Source organism: Methyloceanibacter sp. (assembly GCF_035650995.1).
In the GTDB taxonomy this organism is placed as follows: Bacteria; Pseudomonadota; Alphaproteobacteria; order Rhizobiales; family Methyloligellaceae; genus Methyloceanibacter.
Genome location: NZ_DASRGO010000209.1, coordinates 1 through 17,178, shown reverse-complemented (window position 1 = coordinate 17,178; position 17,178 = coordinate 1). Strand labels below are relative to the sequence as shown.

General features: G+C 63.6%; 17 protein-coding genes and 1 pseudogene. 9 read left to right on the top strand and 9 right to left on the bottom strand.

The genetic code is table 11. The features are described from left to right. From VFB18_RS15715 to VFB18_RS15695, 5 genes are all read left to right on the top strand, one after another. On the top strand, positions 1-1,152 hold a 1,152-nt coding region (locus VFB18_RS15715), incomplete at its 5' end, for a glutamine synthetase family protein (RefSeq protein ID WP_324977478.1). A 72-nt stretch (positions 1,153-1,224) separates the two neighbouring features. Further along, on the top strand, positions 1,225-2,160 hold the full coding sequence (locus tag VFB18_RS15710) for a glutamine amidotransferase (protein ID WP_324977476.1): 936 nt from the start codon (positions 1,225-1,227) through the stop codon (positions 2,158-2,160). Next, positions 2,148-3,017, top strand: coding sequence for a GXGXG motif-containing protein (locus VFB18_RS15705; RefSeq protein ID WP_324977473.1), 870 nt, complete (start codon positions 2,148-2,150; stop codon positions 3,015-3,017). Before VFB18_RS15710 ends, VFB18_RS15705 begins: the two co-directional genes overlap by 13 nt. Before the next feature lie 20 nt (positions 3,018-3,037). Then, positions 3,038-4,417, top strand: a complete 1,380-nt coding sequence (locus VFB18_RS15700) for an FMN-binding glutamate synthase family protein (RefSeq protein WP_324977470.1) — start codon at positions 3,038-3,040, stop codon at positions 4,415-4,417. A gap of 14 nt (positions 4,418-4,431) precedes the next feature. Beyond that, a complete protein-coding gene (locus VFB18_RS15695; RefSeq protein ID WP_324977468.1) occupies positions 4,432-4,890 on the top strand; it encodes a hypothetical protein in 459 nt (152 codons plus the stop codon). A 12-nt stretch (positions 4,891-4,902) separates the two neighbouring features. Here VFB18_RS15695 and VFB18_RS15690 read toward each other — a convergent pair whose 3' ends face one another. Beyond that, positions 4,903-5,466, bottom strand: a complete 564-nt coding sequence (locus tag VFB18_RS15690) for a hypothetical protein (RefSeq protein WP_324977465.1) — start codon at positions 5,464-5,466, stop codon at positions 4,903-4,905. 142 nt (positions 5,467-5,608) lie between these two features. Here VFB18_RS15690 and VFB18_RS15685 point away from each other — a divergent pair, with 142 nt between their 5' ends. The 3 genes from VFB18_RS15685 (at position 5,609) to VFB18_RS15675 (ending at position 7,051) form a co-directional block, all read left to right on the top strand. Beyond that, complete coding sequence (locus VFB18_RS15685; protein WP_324977461.1) at positions 5,609-5,773, top strand: hypothetical protein; 165 nt, start codon at positions 5,609-5,611, stop codon at positions 5,771-5,773. Between the two features lie 108 nt (positions 5,774-5,881). Further along, on the top strand, positions 5,882-6,397 hold the full coding sequence (locus VFB18_RS15680; RefSeq protein WP_324977458.1) for a universal stress protein: 516 nt from the start codon (positions 5,882-5,884) through the stop codon (positions 6,395-6,397). A 42-nt stretch (positions 6,398-6,439) separates the two neighbouring features. Further along, complete coding sequence (locus VFB18_RS15675) at positions 6,440-7,051, top strand: metallophosphoesterase (protein WP_324977455.1); 612 nt, start codon at positions 6,440-6,442, stop codon at positions 7,049-7,051. Between the two features lie 4 nt (positions 7,052-7,055). Here the strand turns inward: VFB18_RS15675 and VFB18_RS15670 are convergent, their stop codons facing one another. From VFB18_RS15670 to VFB18_RS15635, 8 genes are all read right to left on the bottom strand, one after another. Further along, positions 7,056-8,975 (bottom strand): putative nucleotidyltransferase substrate binding domain-containing protein, encoded by a 1,920-nt coding sequence (locus VFB18_RS15670; protein WP_324977452.1) that lies wholly within the window; start codon positions 8,973-8,975, stop codon positions 7,056-7,058. Positions 8,976-9,196: 221 nt separating this feature from the next. Then, on the bottom strand, positions 9,197-10,711 hold the full coding sequence (locus VFB18_RS15665) for an APC family permease (protein ID WP_324977449.1): 1,515 nt from the start codon (positions 10,709-10,711) through the stop codon (positions 9,197-9,199). A 122-nt stretch (positions 10,712-10,833) separates the two neighbouring features. Beyond that, a complete protein-coding gene (gene glnT, locus VFB18_RS15660) occupies positions 10,834-12,138 on the bottom strand; it encodes a type III glutamate--ammonia ligase (RefSeq protein ID WP_324977445.1) in 1,305 nt (434 codons plus the stop codon). Positions 12,139-12,162: 24 nt separating this feature from the next. Then, positions 12,163-13,485, bottom strand: coding sequence for an FMN-binding glutamate synthase family protein (locus VFB18_RS15655; protein WP_324977442.1), 1,323 nt, complete (start codon positions 13,483-13,485; stop codon positions 12,163-12,165). Then, positions 13,485-14,174: a protein glxC gene (locus VFB18_RS15650; RefSeq protein WP_324977439.1), complete on the bottom strand. Its 690-nt coding sequence runs from the start codon at positions 14,172-14,174 to the stop codon at positions 13,485-13,487. Before VFB18_RS15650 ends, VFB18_RS15655 begins: the two co-directional genes overlap by 1 nt. Positions 14,175-14,179: 5 nt before the next feature. Next, positions 14,180-15,070 (bottom strand): glutamine amidotransferase family protein, encoded by an 891-nt coding sequence (locus tag VFB18_RS15645; RefSeq protein ID WP_324977436.1) that lies wholly within the window; start codon positions 15,068-15,070, stop codon positions 14,180-14,182. A 103-nt stretch (positions 15,071-15,173) separates the two neighbouring features. Beyond that, on the bottom strand, positions 15,174-15,884 hold the full coding sequence (locus VFB18_RS15640; RefSeq protein ID WP_324977433.1) for an XRE family transcriptional regulator: 711 nt from the start codon (positions 15,882-15,884) through the stop codon (positions 15,174-15,176). A gap of 71 nt (positions 15,885-15,955) precedes the next feature. Beyond that, complete coding sequence (locus VFB18_RS15635; RefSeq protein WP_324977430.1) at positions 15,956-16,927, bottom strand: GlxA family transcriptional regulator; 972 nt, start codon at positions 16,925-16,927, stop codon at positions 15,956-15,958. Between the two features lie 68 nt (positions 16,928-16,995). Between VFB18_RS15635 and VFB18_RS15630 the strand changes: the two are divergent. Beyond that, positions 16,996-17,178, top strand: a pseudogene (locus VFB18_RS15630) (sarcosine oxidase subunit beta); the annotation flags it as partial.

The window sequence follows — 17,178 nt, the reverse complement described above, 5'->3', positions numbered from 1 at the left end:
GCGCGGCTGTGGTGCACCCTGTTCCGCAACCGCGAGGAGCGCGAGGAGCCGGGCGCCTTCCTCACCGCTGACGCCCGCGGCAATCTCCGCCGCATCCATGAGCAGTTCAAGAAAGACCACGGGCTCGAGCTGAGGCACGGCACCGAGCCCGAGATGATGTGGCTCAAGAAGGGCGCTGACGGCAAGCCGGCCGGCGGCTACTCCAACCCTTATTGCTATCACATCGATCAGTTCGAGAGCCTGCGTCCGGTCTATCTCCGCGTCATTGATTATTGCCGCAAGATGGGTCTCGACATGATCCAGGGCGACCACGAGGATTCGCCCGGCCAGCTCGAGCTCAACTTCACCTTCGACGACTGTACGCGCACCGCCGACCGGCTCGCCACCTACCGCCAGATCTGCGCTCAGGTCGCGCGCGAGTTCGACATCATCGCCTGCTTTATGTGCAAGCCCTTCATGGGCGTGTCCGCCAACGGCTGTCACCACAACATCTCGCTGTGGCGCGGCGGCGAGGAAGAGGTGAAGACGCTCGGCAACGACGACGGCAAGCTGCCCGGCATGGTGCAGAACTACATGTACCGCAAGGGCGGCGAAAACACCTTCATGCCGGATACCGACGATATCCAGCTTCCCGGCAAGATCGGGTTGAAGGCCATCGGCGGCATCGTCGCCCATCTCGGCGGGCTGACCGCCATCGGCTGCTCGACGGTGAACTCCTACCGCCGCCTGTGGGACACGGGCTTCTGGGCGCCGGTGTTCGCCGATTGGGGCTTCCAGAACCGCACCACCGGCCTCCGCGTTTCGGCCCCGGGACGCTTCGAGTATCGCGCCGTGGACGCCATGGTGAACCCGCATCTGATGGCGGCGGCGCTGCTCAAGGCGATGGACGACGGGCTCAAGCGCAATCTCGACCCCGGTCCGCCCGAGGAGCGCAACATCTATCAGGCCATGGAGGCGGGCAAGCAGGTGAGGAAGCTGCCGATGACGCTCGGCGATGCGCTCGATGCGCTCAAGAAGGACGAGGTGATCCGCTCGGCTCTGCCCGGCGAGATGTACCGCCTCTACGACGAATATAAGCGGGATGAGTGGGAGCGTTTCCTTCACACCTCGACCGAGTGGGATTTGAAGATGTATCTCGACTGCCTGCCGTAGCCGGTTTGCCGGAAAGCCGCGCCCGATGTGGCAAGCGGCAGCGCCAAGAATTTTTAGGGAGGACATGACTGAATGTGCGGAATTGCTGGACTCATCCACCGCGACGGCGCGACCGGCGTCGGCAAGGAGATGACGGCGATGCTGAGAAGCCTCAAGCATCGCGGTCCCGACTCGACCGGCTTTGCCCTCTACGGCGTCTCGGCGCCTGACGAATATGTCATGCGGCTCAAGCTCGCCGAGGCCGAGGATTTCGCCACCGATCACCGGATCCGGCAGAAGATCAGGGAGCGCCAGGCCGAGGTCGACAATCGGCTCGCCGAGCTTGGCGCCGAGGTCATCGAGACGTCCGAGCCCACGCCATATGCCTTCCGCTACCGCTTGCGCTATTCCGGGGACACGCGCCAGCTCACCACCGAGATCGAGCAGATCGAAGGCGCCGAGGTTCTCTCCTTCGGCAGCGCTCTCGAGCTGATCAAGGACCTCGGCGATGCGACCCGGGTCTCCGATCAGTATGGGCTTGGAAACTTCAAGGGCACCCACGGCATCGGCCACACCCGCATGGCGACCGAGTCCGATGTCGATATCCGCTCGGCGCACCCTTATTGGGCCTATCCCTATAACGACATCGCGGTCGTCCATAACGGACAGATCACCAATTACTGGATCATGCGCCGCGAGCTTGAGCGTCTCGGCCACCGCTTCATGTCGAACTGCGATTCCGAGCTGCTCGCCGTCTACACTGCGAACAATCTCGAGCAGGGCGCGACGCTGGAAGACTCGCTCAAATCCTCGATCAAGGAAATCGACGGCGTGTTCACCTACCTCGTCGCCACCGACAAGGAGCTCGGTATGGCCAAGGACACCATGGCGGCAAAGCCCATGGTCCTCTACGAAAGCGACAATCTCGTCGCGCTCGCCTCCGAAGAGGTCGCCATCCGCGCCCTTCTTCCCCGCGAGATCGACACGTCGGACCCCTACGACGAGGAGGTGCGCGTATGGCAGCGCTGACGCGATCGGCACCTTCCGAGCAGGAGCGCCTGTCCCATGAGATGGGCATGCACACGGAGAAGCTCTCCGGCCGCTCGCTCGAGAAATTCTTCGATATTGATCTTCACGAGGAGCACGGCTTCTCCCTTCCGGGGGCGTTCGATGTCGATTTCAACAAGCGGGCCGAGATCGACGCCTCCGATCTTTCTTCAAGCGCCGTCAATCTGCGCATCAGAAGCCTGATGAAGGACGGCTACGGCACCATCGTCATCAAGAATCCCGGCGCCAAGCACTCGATCGGGGTCGGCATCCTGAACCGGCTCAACCTCATCATCGAGGGATCGCTCGGCTATTTCGGCCTTGGCCTGATCGACGGGCCCAACGTGCGCATCTCCGGCCGCGTCGGCTGGTCCTGCGCCGAGAACATGATGAGCGGCACGGTGCTGATCGAGAAGAACGCCGGCTCCCAGTTCGGCGCCGCGATCAGAGGCGGCGATCTTGTCTGCAAGGGCAATGTCGGTTCGCGCACCGGCATCGACATGAAGGGCGGGACCATCATCGTCGGCGGCGATACCGGCGCCTTCACCGGCTTCATGATGCAGCGCGGTCGCATGGTGATCTGCGGCAACGCCGGCAAGAATCTCGGCGACTCGATGTACGACGGGATCATTTATATCGGCGGCGAGCCGCAGAGCCTCGGCGTCGACGCCGTGTGGAGCGAGATGAACGACCTCGACCGCAAATGGCTCGAGCGCAAGCTCCGCATGTACGACGTGGGCCCCAAGGGCGGCATCGGCGCCTTCCGCAAGATCGTCGCCGGCAAGCAATTGTGGAACTACGACAATCTCGAGCCGACCGAAAAGAAACTGGTGCTGTGACGAGGCAAGGACCGGGCACGATGGCGAAGAAAAACAGAAACGGGGGAAACGGCGCGGCGAAGACGCCGGCCGAGTCGCAGAAGTTCATCCTCGGGCGGAGTCAGATCTTCACCCCTGAGGTAATCAACGACATCCATGTGAAGTCGGAACTCGGCCGCTACCGCATGCGCGGCTTCTCCCTCTTCAAGAAGATACCGCACTGGGACGATCTCACCTTCCTGCCCGGCACGCTGACGCGCTTCGTCATCGAAGGCTATCGCGAGAAATGCGACACCAAGACGGTGATCGGTCCCCGCGCCAAGCGGCCGATGGTGCTCGACATCCCCGTCTATGTCACCGGCATGAGCTTCGGCGCTCTCTCCTATGAGGCGAAGATCGCGCTCGCGCGCGGCGCCACCATGGCGGGATCGGCCACATGCTCGGGCGAGGGCGGCATGATCCCCGACGAACGCCGTTACTCGGTCAAATGGTTCTATCAGTGCATCCAGTCGCGTTACGGTTTCAACCCGCATCATTTGCGTCTCGCCGACGCCTGCGAGTTTTTCATCGGCCAGGGCTGCAAGGTCGGCCTCGGCGGCCATCTGATGGGCCAGAAGGTCACCGACCAGGTGGCGGAGATGCGCTCGCTTCCCGCCGGCATCGACCAGCGCTCACCCGCGCGCCATCCCGACTGGCTCGGTCCTGACGACCTCGCTCTCAAGATCGAGGAGATCAGGGAGGCCACCAACTGGGAGATTCCCATCCAACTCAAGCTCGGCGCCGCGCGCGTCTATGATGATGTGCGCATGGCGGTGAAATGCGGGCCGGACTCGATCTATATCGATTCGATGGAGGGCGGCACGGGCGCAGGCCCGCATATCGCCACGGAAGACACCGGCGTTCCCGGCATCGCTGCCATTCGCCAGGCGCGCCGCGCCATCGACGAGCTCGGCAAGCGCGGTGAAATCTCTCTGGTTTATGCTGGCGGCATCAGGAACGGCGGCGACGTCGCCAAGGCCCTCGCGCTCGGCGCCGATGCGGTGGCCATCGGCCATTCCGTGCTGATGGCCCTCAACTGCAACAAGGACATTCCCGAAGCCGACTTCGAGAACGAGATCGGCGTTCCCGCCGGCTATTGCTACCATTGCCATACCGGCCGCTGCCCCGTCGGCGTCGCCACGCAGGACCCCGAGCTCAGGAAGCGGCTCGATCCCGATGAGGCCGCCGAGCGCGTCTACAACTTTCTGCACACCCTTACGCTCGAGGCGCAAATGCTGGCACGCGCGTGCGGCAAGACGAGCGTGCACAGCCTCGAGCCGGAGGACCTCGCGGCACTCACCATGGAAGCCTCCGCCATGGCGCAGGTTCCGCTTGCCGGCACCGACTACACGGTCGGTGTCGAGAACTATCACAAGATTTGAATGGAGCTTCGCCGATGAGCAAGAACGCAAAGAGCGGCAAGAACGGCAAGGCGGTCAAGCCCGAGAAGACCGCCAAGAAGGCGAAGCCGCAGAGCGATATCGACAAATATCTGAAGGATGCCGCCGGCCTCGATACCGCGCGCGAGCAGGCGATCGGTCAGCACATCGGCTATCGCTACGACGTCAATCTCGTTCCCGATTACGACCGGCTCACGCCCTATCTCAAGGCCTATATGGAGTTCATGGGCTGGGACGACCTCAACTGGCTCGAGGACGTCCATATGGGTTACGAGGCCGGCCAGCCCGCGATCTTCGATCGCAACATCAACGGCTGGGTGCGCATCCCGAAAGAGATGAAGCTGCCCGACAATCAGCAGGATCGCGACATGCTGGCGCGCGAGCTCCTCGTGCGCTTCCAGACCTCGCCCAAGCATCCATTGAACGACCTCAACAAGGCCTACCGCAAATTCTAGGCGCGAGCCTCGTCAGACGCTCGCCACCGTCTTGGCCCAATCGGGCCGGAACTCGAGGACGAGAGCATCGTCCGACAGCGACGGGTTGAAGATGCGGTTATGCCAAAGGCTCGCCTCGCGGGCGTGCTCGCCCGCGCCGAGCCGCCGCACCACGCAAGGGATGCGGTACAATTGCGAGAACTGCTCGAATTCGAGCACGCATGTCTTTTCGGCGAGGAGCGTTGCGGCGAGTCTCGATGTGCGATCGAGCACGGCGGTCACGCGGTCGCTGAACGTGTGCGGTTCCTGAAAATAATCCGCTTGAAGATAAGCAAGCCCGCGCTGATAGATGTCGCGCGGATCGGCTGAGCGCATCACCTGGAAGCGGAAGAAGGAGGTCGACTCGTCGGGCTCCTTCGGCAGGATCAGCACGGTCAATCTGCCGGTCACCACCTCGCCCGAAGCGCTTAACACGCGCGGTGTCATGCCCGGAGATGGGCGTCCTGCATCGGTCCGCATGGCAATCTGCCTGATGCGGCACTGCCAGGCGAGAAAGTCGTCGCGCAGCGACTGAGAGGGGTGCTTTTTCAATGCCATGACCGGGTTGCGAACCTTTGGGTAGGTTCCAGCATCTTTCCTGTAAGGAAAACTTATTTCATTACAGTTGACTGGACCCCGTGCCCCACTTAGCATTTTAGGCGACGCTACCAACAACAAGAATGTCGAGGTGGAAGGCTAAATGATCGAACACGGGGAGACCACACTCGCACAATTGCTGCGGGCCATTGCCCTGCTCACCGACGCCGAACTGCTCCAGCTCAAGGCGGCCGTGCGCAAGGAAGCCGAGAGGAGACGTTTGAAGGAAAGCAGGCACGCGAACGCGCAAGTGGCGCGCCGTCATTGATCGCGCGGGCGGCGGACTCCTCCGATCGGGCTCATTGGCCGCCGGGCCGCTGCACGTTTTGTTCGAGGTCTTGATGCTCAGGGACGGCTCGATGCCGAGACAAAGACTATGACCATCGCCGCACCTCTCATGCCGCGCTGGCCGTGGCGCGCGCCGCCCGAAGCGCCGCCGCCCGACGCCTTTTCCGGCAAATTGATTCTTCTCGCCTCCGAAGGGCGGCCTTTCTCCGAAGCGGCCATGAAGCTCGCCAAGCGCATGGCAGAGAAGGCAGACGCCAAGGTGCACGTGATCTCGATCGCCCGCATCTGGGGGACGAGCTTCGGGCTGCCTCATCCCGGTCTGTTGCCGAGCAAGCGGGAGATGAAGGAGCGCTATGACGCTGTAGCAGACATCGTCACGTGGATGAAACGCCGCCATATCGAGGCGAGCGGCGAGGTGTCGGGCACGCGCAATGCGGCCAAGCGGATCCTTGCCGAAGCGCGACGCCGCGGGGCGGATGCCATCGTGATGGGCGCCGATCCGCCGATGCATTGGTTTCTATCCGGGATGGTTTGGTCGCAAGAGCCATATCGCGTGCGGCGTCTTGCGCCGGTCCCCGTCTATCTCGTGACCGACGGCAAGTGAGCTCGGTCTCGCGCGAGCGGGTGGGTTCGAGGATTGCATGATTTGATCGCATTCATCGGGGATGTGCATCGCTCGTTTGATCGGCTCGCCGGCGTGGTCTCGGAGCTTCCGCCCAGCGTCGGCGTGGCGATTCAAGTCGGCGATCTCGGCCTCCACGGCGATGATTTGAAACCGGCCGGCAGAGGCGTCCCTAGTCTTGCGCGCAAAGTTTACTACGTGACAGGAAACCACGATCACGAGCCGTCCTATCGCGGCATCGCCACGCCGACCGAGATGGCGCCGAACCTGATCTACGTTCCGCGCGGCACGGTGCTCGAGCTGGACGGGCGCCGCATCGCGTTTCTCGGCGGCGGCGATTCGGTCATCGACCTTCCCTATCGTCAACGCGACGTGGACTGGTGGCCGGAAGAGCGAGTAACCGAGGCAGATATCGCCCGCTTTTACGATGTCGGTCGCGTGGATCTCCTCGTAACCCACACGCCGCCGTCGTTCGTTTATCATTTCTTCGGCTTCACGCCCGATCCCTCGTCCTTGGCGGTAGGGCAGGCATGGCAAATCCTCGGCCGACCAAGAGTCGTCTGCGGTCACCTGCATATGGCTCGCGCGGTCGGCTGCGTCCGGGTACTCGGAGCCCTCGAAGTCTTCCTCGCCTAGAGAGTCAGATTCCGAGGGGGACGAACCGGTAGAGCTGTTGCTGGGCGCGGCCGATGGCGTTGAAGGCTTCGCGCAACTCGGCGCGCGCCGCGGGCTGCAACTGTTCGGGACGGATCAGGTTGTCGGGCTTCGCGCCGGCGCGGACTTGTTCGGCCTGGTGCTCGAGCCTCACGCGATAGATCACCTCAAAAGCCTCGAGCAGCGACTGTGCGGTTTCCCTGGTGATGGCGCCGAGCGCCTCTGCGGCCTTGAGCCGGTCGATGGTCGAGGAGATGGTGATACCGTTCGCGAGCGCGTGGAAGCGCGCTAAGTTGGCGATCGGCACGCTCCCGCCCTTCTTGAGGTCGATTTCCTGTTGCTGCCACCGCGACAGGAAGAACCGGTGCGGAATTGCCGGAACGACGTCAGTGGCGGTGCGCGCGAGTTGGGTGAGGAAGCCGCGATAGGCGCGGGCGTTCCGCATCACGGCGACGAGCGGAGGCGTTACCTCCAAACCTCCGGACACCTGCCGGAAGTCGAACGACACCGCCGCCCGCACCAGATGCGAGAGGTCCGGCGAAGTGAGGCAATCCCTGAAGGTTTGCACCCATTGCGATTCTGACATGCGCCACAGGCGGTTGCCCGCCACCACGCCAGAAATATCGGCGCCGAATCCGGCACGGACCAGACCGGCATTCACGTCCTGAGCGATGCGTTCGAAATACGCATCGGCCTCGGGGCTGGGGGGATCGGCGTAGGCGAGCGCGTTGTCCTGGTCCGACGCAAGCGTGAGCTCCCGCCGCGCCACGCTTCCGAGCGCAAGCCAAGCCCATGGGCAGGGGGCCGCCCCGTGTCGAGAGATGGCGAAATCGATGAGGCGCGACGTCACTGCGTCGCAGTTGAGGGCAAGAACGCGTCCGATGTCGGGCGCCTTGAGTCCCGCGCCGACCAGCGTCACGAACATGTCCGGCAGTTGTTTCACTGCCGCGTCGAGGGCCGCTTCGGTGGAAGCCTTGAGGATGGCGGCGCGCAGCGCAAACGGAGTGCGATAAGCGAGCCCCAGAAGGTCCCCCGCCGACAGCAGGCCGATGACCGCACCGCGCGGATCGGTGACGGCAAGATGCTCCACGCCCGCGTAAAGCATATCAAGCACCGCATCCATCACGTAGCGCTCGGCGCTCACGGTCAGGAGCGGGCGGCTCATGATCGTCGTGACCGGAGCGTCCGGTGCAACATTGCCCGCCACGACTCTCCGGCGATAGTCTGTGTCGGTCACAATGCCGAGGCCGCCTTCGGCGGTAACGAGCACCCCGGAGACGCCTTCGGTGCTCATCAAAGTCGCTGCGTCGCGGATCGAGCGGTCAGGCGCACAGAACACCGGCGCTCCCTTCACCAGATTGCCGATGCGGATGGTACGAACCTCGGGCAGTCCGTGCACGGTATGCCCGGTGCGGGTAAGCCTCTCGCGCATGGTACGGGCGACGAAAATGGCTCCGGCCGGGCGTCCGAGCACCTCGAGCGCAAGCTCGCGATTGATCGTGTAGCAACTCGCGTCGTCGTGCGCCCTCACGGTGAAGGCGGACGCCATGCCGGTCAGCAGCGACGGGTGACCGAAACTTTCGCCCGGCTCGAGGATATCTACGATTTCGTCCTGGTGGCGCAGTTCGATCGCACCGCTCCTGATCACGAAAAGCTCGGGCGCGGGCGGGCCATCCTCGACCAGGATGTCGGTTCCGGCCGGGTAGGTCCTGACGGCGACGGCGGCTGCCACATCCAGCAATTCGTCCCTGGATAGCGCATCGAACGGCGGGGATTTGGCGAGGAAGTCCGCCACCTCTTCCATGGGACCGATCTTGGCGGGCGAAGGCGGCGTCAAGGGAGTAGTGCGTCGTGCCGCCCGTGCGGGTGCAAAGGCATCGCGCCGAACCTCTGAATTGAGAGCCATCTCGTGTGCGCCAGCGGTCTAGGACAAGACAGGCCGCTAGAATGAAGGCCGCGGCCATAAAAATGCGAGGGGACTGGCGCCATGACGATATAGGAATTCCATAAAGTCGCTGGGCAACCGACTAGCCGCATCGAGGGGCCAAGTCACGCAGAGTCGTCGCCAAAAAGCAAGACGGGCGCCGCTTGGGCGCCCGTCGAGGCATCATTATCCTGTGATAAGGATCACGCCGGTCTGCCTTTGGCCCCGACGGCAGGCGCGCGCTTGTCCTCGACGCGCCGGTACCAATACAGAGGCAGATAGGCGAGGAGCGTCGCCCAGCCGAGCCAGTAGTAAATCTGAACGTTGCCGAGCTGCGAGTACCACAATCCGCCGAACAGCCAGAACACGAAGTAGATCACTGCCAGCAGCAGCGCCACGTACTTCATGAACTCCGGCAGCTTGAACGGCCGCCTGAGGTTCGGCTTGTCCTGGCGCAGCAGGAAATAGCCGATCAGCACCGGCAGGAACGATACCGTGTAGCCGACGTTGGAGAAGCTATAGATCTCCACTGCTCCGCCCATCAGCACGACGATAAGGGAGGCGACCACGTTGAACGCCATGGCGCGCGCCGGGACGCCGTGTTCGTTGACCTTGGTGAACCAGGTCGGGAATTCGCCGTCGAGCGCCATTTGGTAGAGGGCACGCCCCGAACCCATGATGGCGTTCAGCGCCGACAGCGCGAGAGCGACGATGAGCATGAAGGCGACGATCCAGTTCAAGATTTCGCCGCCCACGCCCGGGAATACCTTGCCGGCAAACGTCACGAAGATCGTCTTCGGATCGGCGAGCGACGGGTCGGCGAGCGCCTTGGCCCCGAGCACGATGATGAAAGCGATCGGCACCAGGGTGTAGATGAACACCCCGTATGCGCCTTCGAGGTTCATCGCGATCTTCGCGTCATGATCGGGATTGGCGCACTCGCCGATGTAGCAAGCCGCCGCCTCCATGGCGATCACGTTCCAGGTGAGCAGGAACCCGTAGGCGATATAGACCTGCCACCATTTGAACCCGCCGAGATCGGCAAAGAAGCTCGACCCGTCGACGCGCGGGAACCCTGAAAGCTCGCCGAAATTCACCACGCTTGGATTGAAGATCCAGGCAATCGCGATGAAGGTCAGCGGGATCATCGACAACAGCGCGAGGACCGTGGCGAAGGTCGCGCCGACGCGGATGCCCCGATAGGCGGGAATGAAGAACAGCAGGATGCCGAGGATCGAGATGATGAGCGTCGACCAGGCGATGAAGGTGTGAATCGGGGTGAAGCCAGCCGTCGTATTGAGGTGGAACCGATCAGCCAAATAGAACGAGGCGAGGATCATGTTGAGCGGCGCCACCGGGAACCAGCCAAGCCAATAAGCCCAGGCGGTGAAGCCGTTGATGTGCTTGGCGAACCTTGGCCAGCGGTCTTTGAAGGCGGGATATGCATAGGACGGCGACCCGCCGGTGCGCTCCGGCATCATGGCGGCGAGCTCGGCCAGGAAAAGGCAGAGCAGCCAGCCGGTAAGCGTGATGAAGACGGTGATCGGAATCGACGACGCGCCGAGCGCCGTCACCATTACCGGAGCGATACCGGTGACGAGAATTGTGCCGGCGAGGCCGATGACGAAGGCGCCCCACCAGCCGGTTTCCCGTTTCAGGTTTCCCGAGGCGTATTTAAGTTCTTCCGAAGCGGTAGTTTGTTTGGAACCCGCAGCCATGACGTTCCCCCTCGAACTCGAAAGCCGCACCAGTCCTTCAACTACACTAGCAGGAAAGAAACTTTCTTGCCAGTACAAGAAATATGCGCTGCCTGCATTGGCATGCCCTTTTTTTGAGCGGCTTAGCAGTCAAGCGTATTGGCCCGCTCCCACGGCGTGAGCTGCCGCGAATAGTCGTCCCACTCGCGCATCTTGAGCTTGACGTAGGAGTCGACGAACTCGCTCCCGAGCTCGCGGCGCAAGAGGTCCGATTTTGCCGTCAGTCTCAGCGCATCAAGCAGGTTGAGCGGGAGTTTCTTGGTGTCTTTTGGCGCCTTGTGGCCCTCGGCATACATATCGATGTCGAGGGGCTTGCCGGGATCGATGCCTTTGCTGATGCCTTCGAGACCGGCGACGAGCAGCGCGGCGGGGAGCAGGTAGGGATTGGCCGCCCCGTCGGCCAAGCGCAGCTCGAACCGTCCGCCGCCCGGAATGCGGATCATGTGCGTGCGGTTGTTGCCGGCATAGGTGACCGTGTTCGGCGACCAGGTCGCGCCCGACAGCGTGACCGGCGCATTGATGCGCTTGTAGGAATTCACCGTCGGGTTGGTGATCGAGCACAGCTCTTGCGCGGCGTTCATCACCCCGCCGATGAAGTTATAGGCCGTGCGCGACAGGCCCATGCTGTCATTGCCGTCCTCGAACAGGTTCTTGCCGTCCTTCCACAGCGAGCTATGGACGTGACAGCCGCTGCCGGTCAGGTTGGCGAAGGGTTTCGGCATGAAGGTGGCGCGAAGCCCGTGCTTCTCGGCGATCGCCTTGACCATATACTTGAAGAAGGCCATGCGGTCGGCGGTGACGAGGGCGTCGTCGTAGAGCCAGTTCATCTCGAACTGGCCGTTGGCGTCCTCGTGGTCGTTCTGGTACGGGCCCCAGCCGAGCTCGAGCATCGAATCGCAGATCTCGCTGATCACGTCGTAGCGCCGCATCAGCGCCGACTGGTCGTAGCAGGGTTTCGATTGGGTGTCCGCTGCGTCGCTGATCGCCGAGCCGTCCGGGCTCACCAGAAAATATTCGCATTCGACGCCGGTCTTGAGCTGATAGCCTTGCTTGGCCGCCTTCTCCTTCACCTTCTTCAGGATATTGCGCGGCGCCTGATCGACCAGCTTGCCGTTCATATAAGGATCGGCCGCGAGCCAGCCGACTTCGCGCTTCCACGGGAGTTGGATCAGGCTCGCCGGATCGGGAATGGCGAGCACGTCGGGATCGGCCGGCGTCATGTCGAGCCAGCTGGCAAAGCCGGCGAACCCTGCGCCCTCCTTCGCCATGTCGCCGATCGCGGCGGCGGGGGCGAGCTTCGCCCTGAGCGTGCCGAACAGATCGACGTAGGAGATGAGAAAATATTTGATCCCGCGCTCTTTCGCGGCCTTTGCCAAATCTATCGCCATGACTCCACCCCTTTCCGAAATGAACTATCCCTCCATGCCTGGAATCCAACTGGTGCCGGCAAGGGGCACCTTCGCCATGGCCGCCGCCTCGACCGTGAGCGCAACCAAATCCTCGGGTTCGAGATTGTGCACGTGGCTCTTGCCGCAGGCACGCGCGATGGTCTGCGTCTCGAGCGTGAGCACGGTAAGATAATTGGCGAGCCTGCGCCCACCGAGCATAGGATCGAGCCTCGCCGAAAGCTTGGGGTCCTGCGTGGTGATGCCGGCGGGGTCGCGGCCCTCGTGCCAATCGTCATAGCAGCCGGCCGTGGTGCCGAGTGCGCGATACTCGCCCTCGAGTGTCGGATCGTTGTCACCGAGGGCGATCAGCGCGGCGGTGCCGATCGACGCCGCATCGGCGCCGAGCGCGAGCGCCTTGGCCACGTCGGCGCCGTTCCTGATGCCGCCCGAGACGATGAGCTGAACCTTGCGGTGCATGCCGAGGTCCTGGAGCGCCTGCACCGCAGGCCTGATCGCGCCCAAGATCGGTAATCCGACATGCTCGATGAAGACTTCCTGCGTCGCCGCCGTTCCGCCCTGCATGCCGTCGAGCACCACCACGTCGGCGCCGGCCTTCACGGCGAGCGCCGTGTCGTAGTAGGGCCGCGAGCCGCCAATCTTGATATAGATCGGCTTCTGCCAGTCGGTGATCTCGCGCAATTCCTCGATCTTGATCTCGAGATCGTCGGGGCCGGTCCAATCCGGGTGGCGGCAGGCCGAGCGCTGGTCGATGCCCTTCGGTAACGTGCGCATCTCGGCGACGCGGTCGGAAATCTTCTGGCCGAGCAGCATGCCGCCGCCGCCCGGCTTGGCGCCCTGGCCGATCACGATTTCGATCGCGTCGCAGCGCCTGAGATCGTCCGGGTTCATGCCGTAGCGGGAGGGGAGGAGCTGGTAGACGAGGATGTTCGAGTGCCCGCGCTCCTCTTCGGTCATGCCGCCGTCGCCGGTCGTCGTCGAGGTTCCGACCTGGGAGGCGCCCCGCCCGAGCGCTTCCTTGGCCTCCGCCGAGAGCGAACCGAAACTCATGCCGGCGATGGTGATCGGGATTTTGATGTGAATCGGTTTCTCGGCGAAACGGGTGCCGAGCCAGACGTCGGTGCCGCATTTCTCGCGGTAGCCTTCCAGCGGATAGCGGCTCATCGAAGCGCCGAGAAACAAGAGATCGTCGAAATGCGGCACCTTGCGCTTGGCGCCGAAGCCGCGAATATCATAGATGCCGCTGCCTGCCGCGCGCCTGATCTCTGACAGGGTGTAATCGTCGAAAGTCGCCGATGGGCGAGGGGTGGTCCTGGGCGTTGCGTCCATCAATAGGCTCCGGCGTGGTCGACGTGGAAGTTGTAGAGCTTGCGGGCAGAGCCGTAGCGCCTGAACTCCGAGACGTCGATCTGCCCGTTCATTCCCGCGCGGCCGAGCAAATCGTGCAGCGCCTGCTTATGCTTGTCCTCCATCGGTTTCTCGATGCAGTCGGCGCCGAGGCTTTTGACGCTGCCGCGCACGAAGAGCCGCGCTTCGTAGATCGAGTCGCCGAGCGCATCGCCGGCATCGCCGAAAACCACGAGATTGCCGGCCTGCGCCATGAACGCGCTCATGTGGCCGACCGAGCCGCGCACGACGATGTCGATGCCCTTCATCGAGATGCCGCAGCGCGAGGAGGCGTTGCCGTCGATGCGCAAGAGCCCGCCGCGGCCCGTGGCGCCGGCCGACTGGCTCGCATCGCCCATGACGTGGACGAACCCGGACATCATGTTCTCGGCGACACCGGTCCCGGCGCTGCCGTGGACCACAACCGTCGCGTATTTGTTCATGCCGGCGCAGTAATAGCCGACGGGGCCTCTGATCTCGACAGTAATCGGCGCGTCGAGACCGGCCGCAATCGCATGCCGCCCGGCGGGATTGTCGATGACCCAGTGCCTCTCGTTCGTATCCGGCCTCAGCGCATGCAGCGCCGCGTTCACCGTACGCAAGGGCGTCGTAGCGAGATCGACCTCGGGCATCGCTCTTAGCGCTCCCAGAAATAGACCGTTGCCGGCTCCGGCTCCCACACGCGGGCGTTCTCGATGCCGGGCAGCCCGGCAAGCGCGCGGTATTCGGAGCCGAATGCCACGTAGCGGTCGGTCTCGGCCATGATCGCCGGCTTGCAGGCGATGCCGTCGCGCAGCACGCCGAAGCCGTTCTCGGTTCCGACCACGAACGTATAGAATCCGTCGAGATCCTGGAGGCTGACTTTAAGCGCATCGCCGAGCGAAAGCCCCTCGCGCATGCGCCAGGTGAGGTAACCCGCCGCGACTTCGGTATCGTTTTCGGTCTCGAAAGTGAGTCCTTCGCGCTTCAGGATGCGGCGGAGGTTGTTGTGATTGGACAACGAGCCGTTATGAACGAGGCACTGGTCCTTGCCGGTCGAGTAGGGGTGGGCGCCGTCGGTCGTCACCGCCGACTCAGTCGCCATGCGGGTGTGGCCGATGGCGTGCGTGCCCTTCATCGCGCCGAGGCCGAAGCGTTCGGCCACCTTCTCCGGCAGGCCCACTTCCTTGAACAGCGCCATGCGCTTGCCGCGGCCGACGATATCGACTGCCGGCGCATGCTGGGCCAGCCACTCTTCGAACTTCCCAACCGACTGGTCCTCAATGCTGGCCACGGCATGGGTGTCGAACAGTTCGACATCGGCATCGGTGAAGGCGCGGCGAATGTGCTCGGCGATGTCGGCCATGGCCGAGGCCGATGGGCCGCGCAAGGTGAGCTTGGTCTCGCCGATCCGCCCTTCGCCATAGACGGCGAAGCCCGCGCTGTCGGGACCGCGGTCCGACAATGTGGCGAGCATGGTCTCGGTCAGGTGGCCGAGCTCGGGCTCAAGCGCGGGATCTTTGAGAAAGAGGCCGACAATGCCGCACATGGCTGGAAAGCTCCAAGTAACCGGGCCTTCACCATGCTACGGAGCGACCCCCTTCGTCAACCCACATGAAATAATTTTTCCTATGGGGAAATACGCCAAGGCCTCAACTGCGCGGATAGATGATGATCGAGAGGTAGGTCATCGGCCGCTCGACCAGCTCCTCCGGGCCATGCGGGGCGCCTGAGTCGAAGAACAAGGCGTCCCCCGGCGACATCGGATAGAGCTTGTCCGCATGGCGATAAACCACCTTGCCGGTCAGCATGTAGATGAACTCGACCCCGTCATGCTGGAACAGCGCGTAGGGCTCCGCATCCTCGCTCAAGGTGATGAGATAAGGTTCGACCACGATGTCGCCCGAGAGCGAGTGGCCGAGCAGCGCGTAGCGATGGCCGGCCTTGGTGCCGCGCCGCTCGATCAAGACGCCCTGTCCGGCACGGACATAGGAGCAGTCGCGCCGTTCCTCGAAATCGGCAAAGAAGCTCGTCATGGGCACGTTCAGCGCCCGCGCCAGAGCCTGCAGTGTCGACAGCGAGGGCGAGGTTCCGCCGTTCTCGATCTTCGACAACATTCCGGGCGAGAGCCCGGCCTCGGTGGCGAGTTCGGTCGCCGTGAGCTGAAGACGCTGGCGGAGCACTCTGACTCGACGCCCGATCGAAACTTCGAGTCTGAGCTCGCCCGTGGTCGGCGCGTTCGAGCCGGTTACATAGGGGGCCTCCCGCTCCTCCGTCACCTGCAGCGGAACCGCGCGCGGCGCGTCCCGCTTGGTGGCCGGAGCGGCCTTGGGCGCTTTGCGCGCTATCGATTTCGTCGCCATCCTGCCTCCATCGCAGAGACTTTCGCCGGAATCGGGCGGAGCCTAGCACGATCCGGGCAGGTGTTGCTCACTCAGCGAAAGCTTTCACCGCTTAGCCTCGTCTCGCTGGGCGGCTCGCCAAAGGCCCGCTTATAGGCCCTGGCGAACTGGCTCGACGAGGCGAAGCCCGTGGCGAGCGCCACGTCGAGCACGGGGAGCGTCGTCTCGCGCAGCAGCTGGCGCGCCCGCTCAAGTCTTAGCCAGCGGTAATGCGCGTGGATGCCGTGGCCGATATGGCGGCGGAACAGCCGTTCGAGTTGCCTGAGCGAGATGCCCGATTGGCGGGCGAGCGCCTCGCGCGGCTTCGGCATCTCGATGCTCGTTTCCATGGCGCGAAGCACTGAAAGCAGTTTCTCGTCGGCAATGCCGAGCCGGTAGCGCAGGTCCATGCGCTGCGGGCCGAAGCCCTCGCGGATATGGGTGTGCAGGAACCAGTCGCCGACCGAGGCGGCAAGTTGGCGCCCATGGTCGCGCTCGATCAGCGCCACCATCAGGTCGAGCGCCGAGATGCCGCCCGAGCAGGTGATGCGGTTGCCGTCGATCTCGAACAGCGACGGCACCACCTCGACGTCGGGGAAGGCTTCGCGGAAGGCGGGCAGATGTTCCCAATGGAGCGTAGCGCGGCGCCCTTCGAGCAACCCTGCCTTGGCCAGGATATAAGGCCCTCCCGAGATACCCCCGATGGTGACGCCCCTCCGCGCAAGCCGCCTGAGCCAGGCGAAGGTGGACTTGTCTTCGAACAGCGCGGGATTGCCGCCCGCGCACACAAAGACCATGTCCGCCTGCCGGTCGCGATCGGTGCCGCAATCGGGGATGATGGCGACGCCGTTGGAGGCAGTCACCGGCTTGCCGCCTGGCGCCGCATGCCACCAGCGGTAAAGCTCCTTGCCCGAGAGCAAATTCGCCGCGCGGAGCGGCTCGACCGCCGCGGCATAGGACATGAGCGCATAGCCCGGCACCAAGAGGAAGCCGACGCTCTGGGTCGAGATGCTGTGCTTGCCCATGTCGCAAAACGTCAAGCAAGCGTCGCGGAATGTCAATCCGCCTCGAAGGCTCGGCGCAAGATGCGTCCATGCGCTATTCGGGTTTCAGCCTCCTCGCCAACGCGCTCACCGGCAACCGCAACTGGAAGCCGCTCTGGCGCGAGCCGGAGCCCAAGCCGTCCTATGACGTGGTGATTGTCGGCGGCGGCGGCCATGGCCTTGCCACCGCCTACTATCTCGCCAAGGAGCACGGCATCACCAATGTCGCCGTG

Bases quoted from the DNA above. Each gene is read 5' to 3' on its own strand.
- VFB18_RS15640 (WP_324977433.1), bottom strand. From the start codon at position 15,884: ATGGCGACGAAATCGATAGCGCGCAAAGCGCCCAAGGCCGCTCCGGCC.
- VFB18_RS15670 (WP_324977452.1), bottom strand. From the start codon at position 8,975: ATGGCTCTCAATTCAGAGGTTCGGCGCGATGCCTTTGCACCCGCACGG.
- VFB18_RS15665 (WP_324977449.1), bottom strand. From the start codon at position 10,711: ATGGCTGCGGGTTCCAAACAAACTACCGCTTCGGAAGAACTTAAATAC.
- VFB18_RS15635 (WP_324977430.1), bottom strand. From the start codon at position 16,927: ATGGGCAAGCACAGCATCTCGACCCAGAGCGTCGGCTTCCTCTTGGTG.
- VFB18_RS15680 (WP_324977458.1), top strand. From the start codon at position 5,882: ATGACCATCGCCGCACCTCTCATGCCGCGCTGGCCGTGGCGCGCGCCG.
- VFB18_RS15695 (WP_324977468.1), top strand. From the start codon at position 4,432: ATGAGCAAGAACGCAAAGAGCGGCAAGAACGGCAAGGCGGTCAAGCCC.
- VFB18_RS15700 (WP_324977470.1), top strand. From the start codon at position 3,038: ATGGCGAAGAAAAACAGAAACGGGGGAAACGGCGCGGCGAAGACGCCG.
- VFB18_RS15655 (WP_324977442.1), bottom strand. From the start codon at position 13,485: ATGGACGCAACGCCCAGGACCACCCCTCGCCCATCGGCGACTTTCGAC.
- VFB18_RS15710 (WP_324977476.1), top strand. From the start codon at position 1,225: ATGTGCGGAATTGCTGGACTCATCCACCGCGACGGCGCGACCGGCGTC.
- VFB18_RS15685 (WP_324977461.1), top strand. From the start codon at position 5,609: ATGATCGAACACGGGGAGACCACACTCGCACAATTGCTGCGGGCCATT.
- VFB18_RS15650 (WP_324977439.1), bottom strand. From the start codon at position 14,174: ATGCCCGAGGTCGATCTCGCTACGACGCCCTTGCGTACGGTGAACGCG.
- VFB18_RS15705 (WP_324977473.1), top strand. From the start codon at position 2,148: ATGGCAGCGCTGACGCGATCGGCACCTTCCGAGCAGGAGCGCCTGTCC.
- glnT (WP_324977445.1), bottom strand. From the start codon at position 12,138: ATGGCGATAGATTTGGCAAAGGCCGCGAAAGAGCGCGGGATCAAATAT.
- VFB18_RS15645 (WP_324977436.1), bottom strand. From the start codon at position 15,070: ATGTGCGGCATTGTCGGCCTCTTTCTCAAAGATCCCGCGCTTGAGCCC.
- VFB18_RS15690 (WP_324977465.1), bottom strand. From the start codon at position 5,466: ATGGCATTGAAAAAGCACCCCTCTCAGTCGCTGCGCGACGACTTTCTC.